A 14,407-nucleotide genomic window follows, 5' to 3' on the forward strand; every position below is an offset into this window, starting at 1 on the left:
GAGTCTCGGCAGTTCTGCACGACGACCGCTCCAGAAAGGATGAAAATGCCGCTCAGCGCCCCGGAAACCGGCCCGACCACCCCGTTCTCTCCGCCGACACCCTCCAGCCTGCCGATCGTGCACTCTGCCGAGCGGTTCTACCTGAACCGGGTGTACTGCGTGGGCCGAAACTACGCCGATCACGCGCGCGAATTGGGAAACGACCCCGATAGGGAGCCGCCGTTCTTCTTCGCAAAACCGGCCGACGCGGTGTACGCCGTCGACGAGGGCGTTGACGCGCAGAATGTCGCTCCCAACACGGTGCCGTATCCTCCCGAGACCGACGACCTGCACTTCGAGATGGAACTCGTCGTCGCGATCGGTGTCGGCGGCGCCGACATCGCTTCAGCGGATGCCCTCACCCACGTATTCGGTTACGGCGCCGGCGTCGACCTCACCCGACGGGACCTGCAGGATACCGCCAAGGCCCTGCGCCGACCGTGGGACCTCTCCAAGGGCTTTGATTTTTCCGGACCGTGCACGTCGATCGCACCCGTGGCGGTGATCGGCCACCCCGACAGGGCTCGAATCTGGCTCGACGTCGACGGTGAGAAGCGCCAGAAGGGTGACCTCGCCGACCAGATCTGGCCGGTGTCAGACGTGATCGCGGCCCTGTCTCGGTTCGTCACCCTGCGCCCCGGTGACTTGATCTTCACCGGCACGCCCGCCGGTGTCGGCCGCATCGTGCCGGGAAGCACCGTCGTGGCGGGAATCGACGGGGTCGGCGACCTCGCGTTTCGCGTGATCAGTCCCCGTCAGGAGTGAAGCAGCGTACCGAGCGCAGTCGTGGCATGGCCGCGATGCTCATCGAGCAAGCGGATGACCAACTCGGCATCCTCCGCGGCGAAGGCCTCAACGATGCCCGCGTGCTCGTCTTCGACCCGTGCCCGGTTGCCCGACTGTTCGTAGTAGAGACGCCGGTAGGCTTCGGTCGAATCCCAGAGCGCGCGCAAAATACGTTCGAGCCTGGGCAGCCCGGATGACGTCACGAGCACGAAGTGAAACCGTCGGTTGGCCTCGTTCATGGCGAGCAGATCGCCGGCCGCGTTGGTGCGTTCGACGTCGGCGCCCGCCGTGCGCAGGTCGGTGAGTACCCGCGCGCTGCCAAGCGCGATCGTGGCGCGCACGGCTTCGGCCTCCAGCAGTTGGCGCAGCCGGTAGACCTCGAGCAGGTCGGCGAGGGACAGTTCGGTCACCCGGTAGCCGCGATGCGGCTCGTGCACGACATGCCCCTCGGTTTCGAGCGTGTTGAGCGCCTCACGCACCGGAACCCGGCTGACACCGAGGCGCTCGGCCAGGTCCTCCTGCCGCAACGGCTGACCGGGAACCAGCTCGCCGACGGCGATCAGCCGCCGCAGCTCCCCGAGAACGAAGGCCGGAACGGTCGGCGGCCGCTGGGTTGGATGCTGGATTCGCTCGGGGGAAGGCACGCTCAAAACCCTAACAACTCAACGGAACGCCGCGATGCCGGTGATGTGCTGGCCGAGAATGAGGGTGTGCACCTCGTCGGTGCCCTCATAAGTGCGCACGCTCTCGAGGTTGTTCGCGTGCCGCATCGGGGAATAGTCGAGGGTAATCCCGTTGCCGCCGAGCATCGCGCGGGCCTCACGGCAGATGGCGATGGCTTCGCGGCAGTTGTTGAGCTTGCCCACCGAGATCTGGTGAGGGGCGAGCGTTCCGGCATCCTTGAGCCGGCCGAGCTGCAGGGCGAGGAGGGTGCCCTTGTTGATTTCGAGGGCCATGTTCACGAGCTTTTGTTGGGTGAGCTGGTAGCCGGCGAGCGGCTTGCCGAACTGCATCCGCTCCCGGGAGAAGGCCAGCGCCGTCAGGTAGCTGTCGCGGGCGGCGCCCATGACACCCCAGACGATGCCGTAGCGGGCCTCGCCCAGACACTCGAACGGACCGCGTAGGCCGCGCGCCTTGGGCAGCATGGCCGAGTCGGGAAGGCGCAGCTCGTTCAGTTCGATCTCGCACTGGATGGAGGCACGCATCGAGAGCTTCGGCTCGATCAGCGTGGCGACGAAACCGGGGGTGTTCGTTGGAACGACGAAGCCGCGGATCCCTTCATCCGTCATCGCCCAGATGATCGCGACCTGCGCGACCGTGGCGAGGCCGATCCAGCGTTTGGTACCGTTAATCACCCAGTCGGTGCCGTCGCGGCGCGCGAAGGTGGTCATGCTTGCGGGGTCGGAACCGGCAGATGGTTCCGTCAATCCGAAACAACCGATGACCGAACCTTCGGCCATGCGCGGCAGCCACTCGTTCTTCTGTTCCTCAGAGCCGTGCTTGTGGATGGCGCTCATCGCGAGCGAACCCTGCACGCTGACGAAGGTGCGCAGTCCGGAATCGCCGGCCTCCAGCTCGAGTGCGGCAAGGCCGTATTCGACCGCGGTGCGCCCGGGACAACCGTAACCCTTCAGGTGCATGCCGAGCAGGCCGAGCTTCGCCATCTGCGGAATGATCTCAAGCGGAAAGACTGCCTCCTCGTACCAACCCGCAATATTCGGCTTGATGATGGTGTTGACAAAGGCCCGCACCTCGCCTCGCAGGGCTATTTCTGTCTCGGTCAGCAGGGAATCGATGCCCACGAGGTCGGCGGCGTCGGTCAGGTCGGTGTCAAGCAGAGCGGTCATGAGTCGTCTTTCGGTCGGTAGAGCGGATGCCCGGGGTCGGCTGGTTGGTCAGCGAGTGCTGAGCGCGCCCCCAGCATCATAAAAAGACGCGCCGGTGTGCTCGCCGAGCAGCGGCGGCGGGCGCAGGTAGCGGGCGGGGGTGGCGGACAGGCTGATCGGGTTCGCGATCTGCTGGCTCACGCGGAAACCCGCGGCATCTTTCACCGGAACGACGGGAGCCAGGCCGAGCAGAGTGGCCAGGTCGAGAGCCTCGGCGATCGAATTCACCTTGCCGGCGGGCACCCGCGCCAGGGAAAGCTGAGCAGTCCACGCGGCGGCCGACCGCGTCTCGAGCCGTTCTTCGAGCAGTGCCTTGAGCACGGCGCGGTGCGCGAGGCGGTTCGCGTTGCGGTCGAAACGCGTGTCGGCGGCGAGGTCGGGTAGCCCGAGCACCTCGACGAGGTTGCTGAACTGCTTGTCGGTGCCGACGGCGATCGCGATCGGGTCGTCGAGGGTGCGAAAAGTCTCGTAGGGAGCGATGCTCGGGTGGGCATTGCCGAGTCGCGTCGGCGCGACCCCCGTGGCGAGCGTGCTCGAGGCCTGGTTGACGAGGCCGGCGAGCAGGGACGAGAGCAGGTTCACGTCGACCCGCTGGCCGAGGCCGCTCTGGTCGCGCCAGCGCAGTGCAGCGAGAATACCCACGACCGCGTTCTGCCCGGTCAATACGTCGACGAGGGCAACGCCGACCTTGCTCGGTTCCGAATCGGGTGCGCCGGTCACGCTCATGAGACCGCCGACGGCCTGCACGAGCAGGTCGTAACCGGGCAGCGCAGCGCCGCCGGTGCGGCCGAATCCGGTGATCGAGCAGTAGACGAGCTCGGGGCGCTCCGCAGTCAGGGTGGCATAGTCGAGGCCATACTGCTCCATGACGCCGGGGCGAAAGTTCTCGATCACAACATCGGCACCCAGGGCGAGCGCGCGCGCCTCGGCCAGGCCGCTGTCGGTGTGCAGATCGCAGACGACCGAACGCTTATTGCGGTTGACGCTCGCGAAGTAGCTGCCCATGCCGTTCTCATCGACCGGCGGTACCCAGGCGCGAGTGTCATCGCCGAGCGGATGCTCGATCTTAATGACATCGGCGCCGAAATCGGCGAGAATCATCGTCGCGAAAGGCCCGGCGAGCACGCGGGAAAAATCGGCCACACGGATGCCGTCCAGCGGCCCGGTCGTGAGCGTCACGTCCTCAAACCGAGTCATTTGGATACTGTATCCAATTTTTCTCGAAAGAGAAAGAGGGTCGCGGAAGCCGGAGCCGTCGGGGCCAACTCCCCCACTGATCGACCGTGCGGGTGTTCGAAATGGTCACGGATGCTGACGCGGGTGTTCGAAATGGTCACGGACGCTGACGCGGGTGTTCGAAATGGTCACGGATGCTGACGCGGGTGGGCGGCCGTCATCAGGTCTAGAAGATCATTGGGCGGTCGTCGTCATCGCCGCCCAGGTCGAGGTCGACGAGCACCGGCACGTGGTCGCTCGGGGCGTCGCCCTTGCGCTCGTTGCGGTGGATGCTGGCATCCGTCACGAGATCGGCGAACGCGGGCGAGCCGAGGATGAAGTCGATGCGCATGCCCTCGTTGCGCGGAAACCGCAGCTGCTTGTAGTCCCAGAAGGTGAAACCCTCCGGTACGATCGGCCGCACGACGTCGGCTAGGCCGGCCCGCTCGAAGGCGTCGAACGCCGCCCGCTCCTCGGGTGAGATGTGGGTCGACTGGCCGGGCACGAAGCTCGGGTCGCCCATATCCTCGTCACGGGGCGCAACGTTCCAGTCGCCCATCATGGCCAGGGCCAGCGCGGGGTTTGCGGCGAGTTCCTCGGCCGCGTGGGTCTCCAGGGCCCCCAGCCAGGCCAGCTTGTAGGCATAGTGCGAGTCGCCGAGCGCACGCCCGTTCGGCACGTACAGGCTCCACAATCGCAGGTCGTTCACCGTCACACCGAGGGCTCGCGCCTCGAGCGGCTGGTCGGGCCCGACCGCACCCTTCAAAAAGCCGGGCATATTGGGAAAGGCGGTGACGACATCCGTCATCGGTTCGCGGCTCGCGAACGCCACACCGTTCCACTGGCTCAGGCCGTGAATGGCGAGGTCGTAGCCGGCGTCCTCGAACACCTGCGACGGAAACTGTTCCGGTTTGCACTTGATCTCCTGCATGGCGAGAACGTCGATGTCCTCGCGTTCCATCCAATCGACGATTCGCCCGGAGCGGGCACGAACGGAGTTGACGTTCCAGGTGGCAATGCGCATGCCTTCAGCCTATAAGGGGCCAGCCTCCAGTTCGCAGGCCGAAGAGGATGCCGCCGCACGCGGTAGTGCGATTGAATAGTACAAAACATCCAGTGCAGAAAGGTCACAATGACGCAGTTGCAGATTGGCTATGCGGCCATGTTGGAGCAGTTCGCACCGGCCGAGGCGGTCGCCCTTTCGGCCTACGCCGAGGAGCACGGCTTCACCGGCGTCATGGCGGCCGATCACTTTCAACCGTGGGTTCCGGCCCAGGGGCAGTCGAGCTTCGTCTGGAGCGTGCTCGCCGCGATCGCCGAGCGCACCAGGGGCGACTTCGGGCCCGGTGTGACCGCACCGACTTTTCGCTGGCACCCGGCCATGGTCGCTCAGGCATCCGCGACCCTCGCCTCGATGTATCCCGGCCGGCACTGGCTCGGGCTCGGTTCCGGCGAGGCCCTGAACGAGCACATCGTGGGCGGCTACTGGCCCGAAGCGCCCGAACGCATCAACCGCATGTTCGAGGCCATCGAGATCATCTCGAAGCTGTTCGCCGGCTCGATCGCCGGTAAGGACGTCAAGCATTCCGGCCAGTTCTTCAAGCTGGAATCAACCCGGCTGTGGACGATGCCTGAAGTTGCCCCCGAGATTTTGGTCGCCACTGCCGGCCCGGTCACCGCCAAGCGCGCCGGAAGGCTGGCCGACGGCCTCATTACGGTCGGGGCTCCGCTGGAGAAGATCTCGATGCTGTTCGGCAAGTTCGACGACGGCGCCCGCGAGGCCGGTAAGGACCCCTCACTCATGCCCAAGGTGCTGCAGTTGCACATGAGCTGGGCCGAGACCGACGAAGAGGCCATGACCAACGCGCTGCACGAGTGGCCGAACGGTGGCATGAAGTTTCCGAAGGGAGATATCCGTTCGCCGTTCGAGTTCGAGCAGATGGCCAAGCTCGTACGTCCGGAGGACTTCGAGGGCCGCATGATCATCTCGGCAGATCCCGACGAGCACCGCAGGTACATTCAGAAGTTCGTCGACCTCGGCTTCGATCGCATCTACCTGCACAACGTGGGCCGCAACCAGAAGCAGTGGATCGACGTCTTTGGCGCATCCGTTCTGCCGAAGCTCGTTCGGTAGATGCCGCACGATTCGCTGCCCGACGCGGCTGCCGCAGAAGTGGGCGCCATGGAGCTGTTCGGGCTCAAGGTGTTCACGCTCGGCGGCTTCGGCGAGATTCGGGCCGGCGACGACCTCGCCGAACTGGTCGCGGAGGCCGCGCAGTCCCGCCTGCTCGACGGCGATATCGTGGCGGTGACCAGCAAGATCGTCTCCAAGGCAGAGGGGCGCACCGTCGCTTCGGCCGATCGGGAACAGGCGATCACCGACGAGACCGTGCGCGTCGTGGCCTCGCGGGCGCACCCAGGCGGCCTCACCCGCATCGTCGAGAACCGGCAGGGCCTGGTGATGGCCGCGGCCGGCGTTGACACCAGCAACGCGCCAGACGGCGTGGTCTTGCTGCTGCCGCTCGATCCGGATGCCTCGGCGCGCGCCCTCTGCGCGGCCCTGCGCGAGCGCACCGGGCTACGGCTGGGCGTGCTCGTGACCGATACCGCCGGACGCCCGTGGCGCGAGGGTCAGACCGACATTGCCATCGGCGCGGCCGGACTCGCGGTGCTCGACGACCTGCGCGGCACACCGGATGCCTCCGGTCGTCGCCTCGAGGTCACCGTTGCGGCCGTCGCCGACGAGATCGCCGGTGCCGCCGACCTGGTCAAGGGCAAGACCAGCGGCAACCCGGTCGCCGTGGTGCGCGGACTCGGCCGGCTGGTCGGCGACCTGGACGCCGTCGGCGCCCGGGCGCTGCAACGCCCGAGCGACACCGACATGTTTCGTCTTGGCACGGCGGAGGCCCGCGCCGAAGGGTATGCGGAGGGGTATGCCGCCGGGCGTGCGGCGAAAGGAGAGGTCTAGATCGAGATGGTGAGGGCCTGGATCAGGCCGCTCTCGGCGTCGAGTTCGAAGCGGTAGCTGAGGTCGACGCTGCGGCCCGGAAAGTTACCCGCGATTCGGTTGACGACGGTCGTGGCCGTTTCGTCTTTCTCGATGCGCAGCTGGGTGGTCGTGTACTCGAATTCGGTGACGGTCTCGGCGAGCCAGGCTGCGATGGCCGCCTCACCGGTGTAGGTCTTGCCGTCATCGACGACGACCGCGTTTTCGGCGAAGGTGGCTCTGGCTGAGGCTGGTTTGGCGCTGACGCTGCGTTCGAGGTATGTGGTGATGGCCATGGGCAGCGGGCGCGACTGGGTAGTGGGTGACATGGAACCTCCTGGACCGTCCAAACGAACGTACTCGGGTCGACGGATATGCATCCTCGACCCTTCAGGCTACCGCGCGCAAGCCTGCACGATGTTGCCAGCGGTTGCAGGCAGACGCAACAACGGCGCTGGTAGCGTTCTGCTATGGACCACACCCAGCGCGTCGACGACGGAACAGCGTCGCTACACCCTGCCACGCCACGCTGGGTGGTCATCGTTCCCGTCAAGGGGAACCAGGGGGCGAAGAGTCGACTTCGTGATCTGCCCGAGCGAACGGCGCTCGCGGAGGCTTTCGCGCTCGACACCGTGGCGGCGCTGGTGGCGGCATTCGCTGTGGAACAGGTATTCGTGGTGACCGGGAGCGCGCATCTCGGCACGCTGCTCGCCGGGCTCGGCGCGGTCATTGTTTTCGAAGTGCCGGGGCCAAAATTGGGGCATGCCCGGTTGAACGCCGCGATCGCGCAGGGGATCACGGCCGCGCGGATCGCCTGCCCCGATGCGTCTGTGGCCGTGATGACGGGAGACCTGCCCGCCCTTCGCCCGACCGATCTCGAGAGCGTGTTCGGGCTCGCAGCTGGGTACGCGCGGTCGATGGTGGCCGACGCCGACGGAGGGGGAACGACGACCCTGTTCGCCCGCGCGGGCGCGGCCCTCACGCCACAGTTCGGTGTCGGCTCCCGCGCCGCGCACGCCGCCGCCGGCCACGTGGTGCTCGACCTGCCGCTCACCTCGCCGCTGCGGCGGGACGTCGACACGGCAGCCGACCTCGACGCTGCCCGGGTGCTCGGGCTCGGTCCGCACACGAGCACGCTGTTGGGGCAGTCCTAGTTCAACGGGACGTCAGAGCGCCAGCACGGCAGCAGCCATCGCGGTCGTGGCCGACAGGTCGGTCATCCACAGCGGTACGGCAGCGGAACGAATGCCGGCGGCCGCCAGCGCGGGCAACGCCGCGGCATCCGTTTCGTCGATGAGCCAGGCATCCAGGAGTCCACCTGCGCTGCGTGCACCGTAGTGCCGCCCGACCGCGAGTGCGCTGGTTTCGACGCCGATCGTGTGCAGGCAGGCGTCGGCCATGCCGCGCACCGCTGCGCCGCCGATGATCGGCGATACCCCGACCACCCGCGCGGCCGTCGAACGGAGTGCGGCGCGCACCCCCGGCACGGCGAGGATGGTGCCAACCGACACGACGGGGTTCGATGGCGGAAGCACGACCAGGTCGGCCTCTCCGATGGCTTCGAGCACGCCGGGCGCGGCGACGGCTTCAGCCAGCCCCCGCTGCTCAAAACCGGTGATGGCAACCCGTGCGCGGTACCGTACCCACCATTCTTCAAAGTGAATATAGTCACCCGCGACATGCTCGTCAATATTCTTGGCGAGGCATACATAGGTTTCGACCGGCTGGTCGCTCATGGGCAGAAGTCTGGCTCCCGGCTGCCAGCGACGGCAGAGAAACTCGGTCGCCGCGCTCAGTGTCGATCCATCACGCAGCAGGTCGGTGCGCACGATGTGGGTGGCGAGGTCGAGGTCTCCGAGTGTGAACCAGGACCAGCCGCGGCCGTAGGCGGCGATCTCGGCCGAGGCCCGCCGGGACTCGTCGGGTCGGCCCCAGCCCTGCTCCTCGTTGATGCCGCCGCCGAGGGTGTACATGACGGTGTCGAGGTCGGGGCAGATTCGCAGCCCGTCGAGCCACATGTCGTCGCCGGTGTTGACGATCACCGTGACGGTCGCGTCGGGCGCGGCGACGGCGAGGTGGGCTAGCAGGCCGCGGGTGAACCGGGCGCCGCCGACCCCGCCGGCCAGTACGGTGACATTTCTCATGACGCGGCCGAATACACGATGACCGGATGCCCGCCGCGTGGATGTTTCAGAATGAAGCAATCGACTCCGTACACGGCACCGATGATCTCGGGGGTGAGCACCTCGGCGGGCGCGCCCGAAGCTACGAGCAGGCCGCCGTCGAGCATCAGGATGTGGTCGCAGTACGCCGCCGCGAGATTGAGGTCGTGCAGGGCCATGATCGCCGTCACTCCGAGCTCGCGCACCTGCCCGAGCAGGGAGAGCTGGGCACTCACGTCGAGGTGGTTGGTCGGTTCGTCGAGCAGCATCAGGCTCGGCTGCTGCGCCATCGCCCGCGCGATCTGCACCCGCTGTTGTTGACCGCCGCTCAGCGTGTGCCAGGATCGGTCGGCCAGCGTCCCGGCGCCGACGGCTTCGAGGGCGTCGAACGCTACGGCGCGATCCTCCTCGCCGCTGAACGAGCCCATGAGTTTCGTGCGGTGCGGAATGCGCCCGAGCAGCACGACTTCGAGCACGGTCAGTTCCACACTCGGTGCCGCATTCTGTTCGAGCAGGGCGATGCGCCGGGCCGCGTCGCGTCGGGGCAGGGAGCCGATCGTGATGCCGTCGAGGGAGGCGGTACCGGCATCCGCTTTGTCGATGCCGGCGATTACTCGCAGCAGGGTGGATTTGCCTGCGCCGTTCGGCCCGAGTAGGCCGGTGACGCTGCCGGTCGGCAGCGACGCCGACACCTGTCGCAGAATTCTGGTGCCGTCGATGGTGAACGACAAACCGTCGAGGTCTACGCCCACAGGTGGGACTTCTTTCTCTTGATCAGCAGAATGAACACCGGCACGCCGATGAACGCCGTGATGATGCCCACCGGGAGTTCACGTGGCTCGAACGCCGTGCGTGCGAGCGTATCGGCGATGACCAGAAATAGCCCGCCGAAGACGGCCACGAGCGGCAACAGCCGGCGGTGGCCGGGCCCGCTCACACCGCGCACGAGGTGCGGCAGGATAAGCCCGACGAATCCGATCGAACCGCTGACGGCCACCATCGCACCGGTCAGCAGGGCGACCGCGCCGAGCAGTGCCCAGCGGGTGCGGGTGACATGGATACCGAGGCTCGCCGCCGAGGTGTCGCCGAAGGCGAAGGCGTCGAGCCGGGTCGCCGACAGGAGGATACCGGTGCCCACCGCGGCGACGGCCGTCGCCGCGATCGCGACGCTGCTCCAGGTGGCGCCGGCCACCGAGCCGAGCAGCCAGTTGAGGATCTCACGGTAGGAATCACCCTTGGCGGCCCAGAAGATGATGAACGAGGTCAGGGCTCCGGCGAGCTGTGCGATGGCAAGGCCGGCGAGCACGGCCCGTACCGGGGTGATCGTGCCGCCGGCCTTCGCGATGCTGAGCGTTGCCACGAGGGCCAAAAGCGCGCCGAGAAACGCTGCGGCCGGCAGAATAAAACCGATGCCGAGAATGACCACGCAGACCGCGCCGACGGATGCCCCGCTCGACAGCCCGAGCAGGTACGGGTCGGCGAGGGGGTTGCGCGTCACGCTCTGCATGACCGCGCCGCTGAGAGCGAGGCCGGCGCCGACCAGCGCGGCGGTGAGCACCCGGGGAAGCCGCAGCTGCCAGACGATCGAGTCGATCAAAATCGGCACCGGCTCGGTCGCGAGACCGATATGCGCGGCGATGCTACCCGCCACCTGGGCGAGGCTCACCGCCGCCGGCCCGATGGTCACCGCCACCCCGCACACGAGAATGAGCGCACTCGTGGCCGCGACGAGCCACGCGAGGTATCGCGCGCGAGTCACTCGTTCAGGTCGGCTAGCTGCGCGATGGTAGAGGACGCCGCCTCGACATTGCGGAGGCCGGCCTCGGTGGAGGCGAACGGCAGGATGATGTAGCGCCGCTTCTTCACGGCACCGAGCACCTGCGTGGCCGGGTCCGATTCGAGCTGGGCGATCTTCGCGGCGGCGGTGTTCCAGGTGGCGTCCACGAGCACGATGACGCTCGGGTTGGCCTCGATGATCGATTCCCAGCCGACCGAGGTCCAGGTGTCGTTGACGTCCGCGAAGATGTTGGTGAGCCCGGCGGCCTCCATGATCATGGCCGGCGAACCGATTCCGGCACCGACGTACGGGGTGGTCGTGCCGCTGGAATACCAGAGCGCGCTGATCTCGGCGGTGTTCGGCTCGAGCGCCGCGAGGTCGCCTTCCAGCGTGCTGACCAACTCATCCGCGGCAAGCGACGCGCCGAAGATGGCACCGGCCTCGTCGATCTCAGCGAATACCGTGTCAAAAGTGAGCGGCTGGGGCATGAAATCGCCCTTGCAGGCGGCGGGAGAGACGTAGCTGCCGACGCCGAGGTCCGCGAGGGCGGGGCGTTCGCCCACGCCGTCGGCGCTGAAGTTGGACTCCCAGCCGCCGTAGATGAAGTCAGGGTTCAAACCAAGCACGGCTTCCTGGCTGGGAAGAAAGTCGCTGATCACGTTGAGATCTGCCCCGGCCGCGGCGAGTGTTTCTGGCAGCGGGCCGTCAAGGAAGGCCGAGCCCACGATGCGGTCGCCGAGCCCGAGGGCGAGCAGCAACTCGGTCGCCGAGGACTTGATCGACACGATGCGTGCAGGGGCGGCCGTGACGGTGACGCTCGTGCCGCAGTTCTCAACGGTGACCGGGTAGCTCGCATTGGAAACCGGGGTCGTGCCGAGCGTGGCGGCGGGCGGTGCCGCGGCGGCGCATCCGCTGAGCAGCAGTGACGCGGCGACCAGCGCGGTGAGGCGCATGGTGATTCTATTCATGAGGTCTCTTTCGGCTTTTCGCGGCCGATACACGAGGCACCTTGGGCGCGAAACTGGCGGAACAGTATGGACCTCAGCCCAAATCCAGGCCAGTAGAACCGGTCAAAGCAAACCGGTGGTCTGCCTCAACCCTAGGCCCCGCGCAGCACTACGACCAGCGCGCCCTGACCGGGTGCACGGCCGACTCAAGCGGATGCGCCGCCGCGGCGAGGGCCTCCGCTACCGGTGCGACGTCGTCCGGGAGGGCACCGGCCGTCACTCGAATGAACGCGGGGACGCCGATGTTCGGCTGGAACGGGGTCGACAGGAACGGGGTCGCCAGAAACGGCGAGCCGCCGGCCACGCGAATTCCCGAGGCGGCGAGGCGCACCAGGGCGCCCTGCTCGTTCTGCACGGGCAGCCAGGTGTTGATGCCGTCGGCCTGCACTACCTCGACCCCGAACACGGCTAGGGCATCGGCGAGGGCACGCTGGCGGGCGAAGTAGATGCGGCGAGCCTCGCTGACCTGCGCCATGCTCTCACCGTTGGTGAGCAGGTCGTGCAGAATCGTCTGCAGCATGCGGCTGGTCCAGCCCGGGCCGAGCATGCGCCGCGACACGATCGGGTCGATCAGCGCGGACGGGCCGCCGAGCGCCGCCATGCGCAGGTCGGGGCCGTGCGACTTCGAGAAGCTGCGCACGTGCAGGGTGCGGCCCGGCAGCCACCGACCGAGGCTCACGTCGGGGGCGATGCTGATCTCGGCGGAGTGGTCGTCTTCGATCACGATGGTGTCGGCGCTCGCCGTGGTCGTGCGCAGCAGCCGGGCGAGTTCCTCGGCTCGGTGCGCGGTCATCGACGCCCCGGTGGGGTTCTGCGCGCGCGGCTGCAGCAGCACGACGGCCGGGCCGAGCTGGAGAGCCGCGGCGAAATCGGCCGGAATGATGCCGTGCGCGTCGACGGACACCGGCAGTCGTTCCAGGCCGAGCTGGTCGAGCAGGTCGAAGAATGGTGGAAACGAGGGGTTCTCCACGATCACCCGGTCGCCGAAACGGGTGACGGCGTCGAGGCAGCGCGAAATGGCGTCGAGGGCGCCGTCGACGATGGTGATCGTCTCGACCGGGTACGGCCACGAAGCCCGCAGCACCTCGAGCAGCTCCGGAATGATGGGCAGGTCCTGATAACTCGGCGTCACCGCGCGCTGCGATACCCGGGAGAGGGCCGGCCCGAGCGCCGGCAATAACCGCGGGTCGGGCGTGCCGCGGGAGAGGTCGAGGCGGGCCGGACCGACCGTGCCGATCATGGACTGACTGCGCGCCGGCAGCCACTTGGGCGCGGCATCCTGCACGAAGGTGCCGCCGCGACCACGCGACACGATCAGGCCGACCGCTGAGAGGGCCTGCCAAGCGTGACTGACCGTCGCGGGACTCACTCCGAGCTCACCGGCGAGCACTCGCACGGTGGGCAGGCGGTCCCCGGGGGCGAGGCGGCCGGAAGCGATGAGTCGCCCGACGGCCGCGGCGATCCCCGCGGGGGTGCGCTGCTCGATTTCGTCGATAAAGTTCTGCATTGCTCTTGCCCCTGGCTGCGTCGGACGACAGGATGATTAGTGCGTGCGATACATAGAAAAACACATTTGAAATGTTTACATCAAATAATAACAATAAGAACAGCGCAGTTGGTATTGGCCCTTGACTAACGAAAGCAAGTGGAAGGCACAGCATGACTGTTGACACCAGCCAGATTGTTCGAACCGCCATCACCCAGGCCGCCTGGACCGGCGACGAAGAATCCATGATCCAAAAGCACGAGGGCTTCGTGCGCGCCGCTGCCGCCACGGGCGTGCAGGTAATCTGCTTCCAGGAACTCTTCCATGGCCCCTATTTCGGCATCGTGCAGGACGCCAAATATTACGACTACGCGCAGGCCGTTCCCGGCCCCATTGTCGAGCGCTTCCAAAAGCTCGCCGCTGAGTACAAGATGGTCATCGTCGTTCCAATGTACGAGGAAGAACAGCCCGGCGTGCTCTACAACACCGCCGCGGTCATCGACGCCGACGGAACCTACCTCGGCAAATACCGCAAGCACCACATCCCACACCTGCCGCAGTTCTGGGAAAAATTCTACTTTCGCCCCGGCAACACCGACTACCCCGTCTTCGACACCCAGTACGGCAAGATCGGCGTATACATCTGCTACGACCGTCACTTCCCCGAGGGCTGGCGCGCGCTCGGCCTGAACGGCGCCGAGATCGTGTTCAACCCCTCGGCCACCAAGCCCGGGTTATCGAACCGCCTGTGGGAGCTCGAGCAGCCGGCCGCCGCCGTCGCCAACCAGTACTACGTCGGCGCGAACAACCGCATCGGCAACGAGCAAGCCGAATTCGGCGACGAGGCCGTGACCTTCTACGGCAGCTCCTACTTCGTCGACCCCAAGGGCAACTACGTGGGAGAACGCGCCTCGGCCGACTCCGAGGAAATCCTTGTGCGCGATCTCGACCTCGCCGTGATCCGCGAGGTGCGCAACTCCTGGCAGTTCTACCGTGACCGCCGCCCCGACTCCTACGAGTCCCTCGTCGCGCCGTAGCCCGAGCAGACCACAACGGAGGATGC

The 14,407-nt window shown here is 66.9% G+C and carries 15 protein-coding genes; 5 read left to right on the plus strand and 10 right to left on the minus strand.

The annotated features are described in order from the left end of the window. Window positions 1-45: 45 nt before the first annotated feature. Entirely contained in the window at window positions 46-804 is a 759-nt protein-coding gene (locus tag E3T47_RS12920; protein WP_134556441.1) for a fumarylacetoacetate hydrolase family protein, read from the plus strand. On the opposite strand, the gene E3T47_RS12925 is transcribed toward E3T47_RS12920, so the two are convergent. From E3T47_RS12925 to E3T47_RS12940, 4 genes are all read right to left on the minus strand, one after another. Continuing rightward, the gene (locus E3T47_RS12925; protein WP_241982258.1) at window positions 795-1,469 is read right to left on the minus strand and encodes a GntR family transcriptional regulator; all 675 of its coding nucleotides are present in this window, start codon (window positions 1,467-1,469) and stop codon (window positions 795-797) included. The two genes, E3T47_RS12920 and E3T47_RS12925, sit on opposite strands and share 10 nt — an antisense overlap. Window positions 1,470-1,487: 18 nt before the next feature. After that, entirely contained in the window at window positions 1,488-2,672 is a 1,185-nt protein-coding gene (locus tag E3T47_RS12930) for an acyl-CoA dehydrogenase family protein (RefSeq protein ID WP_134556442.1), read from the minus strand. Between the two features lie 48 nt (window positions 2,673-2,720). Then, the gene (locus E3T47_RS12935; RefSeq protein ID WP_134556443.1) at window positions 2,721-3,908 is read right to left on the minus strand and encodes a CaiB/BaiF CoA transferase family protein; all 1,188 of its coding nucleotides are present in this window, start codon (window positions 3,906-3,908) and stop codon (window positions 2,721-2,723) included. Window positions 3,909-4,113: 205 nt separating this feature from the next. Further along, window positions 4,114-4,950, minus strand: coding sequence for an exodeoxyribonuclease III (locus tag E3T47_RS12940; RefSeq protein ID WP_134556444.1), 837 nt, complete (start codon window positions 4,948-4,950; stop codon window positions 4,114-4,116). A 108-nt stretch (window positions 4,951-5,058) separates the two neighbouring features. Between E3T47_RS12940 and E3T47_RS12945 the strand changes: the two genes are divergently transcribed. Together E3T47_RS12945 and E3T47_RS12950 are read left to right on the plus strand one after the other, a co-directional pair. After that, window positions 5,059-6,060: a TIGR03557 family F420-dependent LLM class oxidoreductase gene (locus tag E3T47_RS12945; protein ID WP_134556445.1), complete on the plus strand. Its 1,002-nt coding sequence runs from the start codon at window positions 5,059-5,061 to the stop codon at window positions 6,058-6,060. Between the two features lie 48 nt (window positions 6,061-6,108). Then, window positions 6,109-6,894, plus strand: coding sequence for a coenzyme F420-0:L-glutamate ligase (locus E3T47_RS12950; RefSeq protein ID WP_134556545.1), 786 nt, complete (start codon window positions 6,109-6,111; stop codon window positions 6,892-6,894). Here the strand turns inward: E3T47_RS12950 and E3T47_RS12955 are convergent. Beyond that, entirely contained in the window at window positions 6,891-7,241 is a 351-nt protein-coding gene (locus tag E3T47_RS12955; protein WP_134556446.1) for a nuclear transport factor 2 family protein, read from the minus strand. The two genes, E3T47_RS12950 and E3T47_RS12955, sit on opposite strands and share 4 nt — an antisense overlap. 141 nt (window positions 7,242-7,382) lie before the next feature. Between E3T47_RS12955 and cofC the strand changes: the two genes are divergently transcribed. Continuing rightward, the gene (cofC, locus tag E3T47_RS12960) at window positions 7,383-8,066 is read left to right on the plus strand and encodes a 2-phospho-L-lactate guanylyltransferase (protein WP_134556447.1); all 684 of its coding nucleotides are present in this window, start codon (window positions 7,383-7,385) and stop codon (window positions 8,064-8,066) included. A gap of 12 nt (window positions 8,067-8,078) precedes the next feature. On the opposite strand, the gene cofD is transcribed toward cofC, so the two are convergent. The 5 genes from cofD to E3T47_RS12985 form a co-directional block, all read right to left on the minus strand. Further along, entirely contained in the window at window positions 8,079-9,056 is a 978-nt protein-coding gene (cofD, locus tag E3T47_RS12965; protein ID WP_134556448.1) for a 2-phospho-L-lactate transferase, read from the minus strand. Continuing rightward, window positions 9,053-9,826: an ABC transporter ATP-binding protein gene (locus E3T47_RS12970; RefSeq protein ID WP_134556449.1), complete on the minus strand. Its 774-nt coding sequence runs from the start codon at window positions 9,824-9,826 to the stop codon at window positions 9,053-9,055. Before E3T47_RS12970 ends, cofD begins: the two co-directional genes overlap by 4 nt. Next, window positions 9,817-10,833, minus strand: coding sequence for a putative F420-0 ABC transporter permease subunit (locus tag E3T47_RS12975; RefSeq protein WP_134556450.1), 1,017 nt, complete (start codon window positions 10,831-10,833; stop codon window positions 9,817-9,819). Before E3T47_RS12975 ends, E3T47_RS12970 begins: the two co-directional genes overlap by 10 nt. Continuing rightward, window positions 10,830-11,819 (minus strand): putative F420-0 ABC transporter substrate-binding protein, encoded by a 990-nt coding sequence (locus tag E3T47_RS12980; protein WP_134556451.1) that lies wholly within the window; start codon window positions 11,817-11,819, stop codon window positions 10,830-10,832. Before E3T47_RS12980 ends, E3T47_RS12975 begins: the two co-directional genes overlap by 4 nt. A gap of 148 nt (window positions 11,820-11,967) precedes the next feature. After that, entirely contained in the window at window positions 11,968-13,365 is a 1,398-nt protein-coding gene (locus E3T47_RS12985; protein WP_134556452.1) for an aminotransferase class I/II-fold pyridoxal phosphate-dependent enzyme, read from the minus strand. Between the two features lie 152 nt (window positions 13,366-13,517). On the opposite strand from E3T47_RS12985, the gene E3T47_RS12990 reads away from it, so the two are divergent. Continuing rightward, window positions 13,518-14,381 carry a nitrilase-related carbon-nitrogen hydrolase gene (locus tag E3T47_RS12990; protein WP_134556453.1) on the plus strand — a complete coding sequence of 288 codons (864 nt, stop codon included), beginning with the start codon at window positions 13,518-13,520 and terminating at the stop codon, window positions 14,379-14,381. Window positions 14,382-14,407: the final 26 nt, after the last annotated feature.

Source organism: Cryobacterium ruanii, assembly GCF_004404055.1.
GTDB lineage: Bacteria > Actinomycetota > Actinomycetes > Actinomycetales > Microbacteriaceae > Cryobacterium > Cryobacterium ruanii.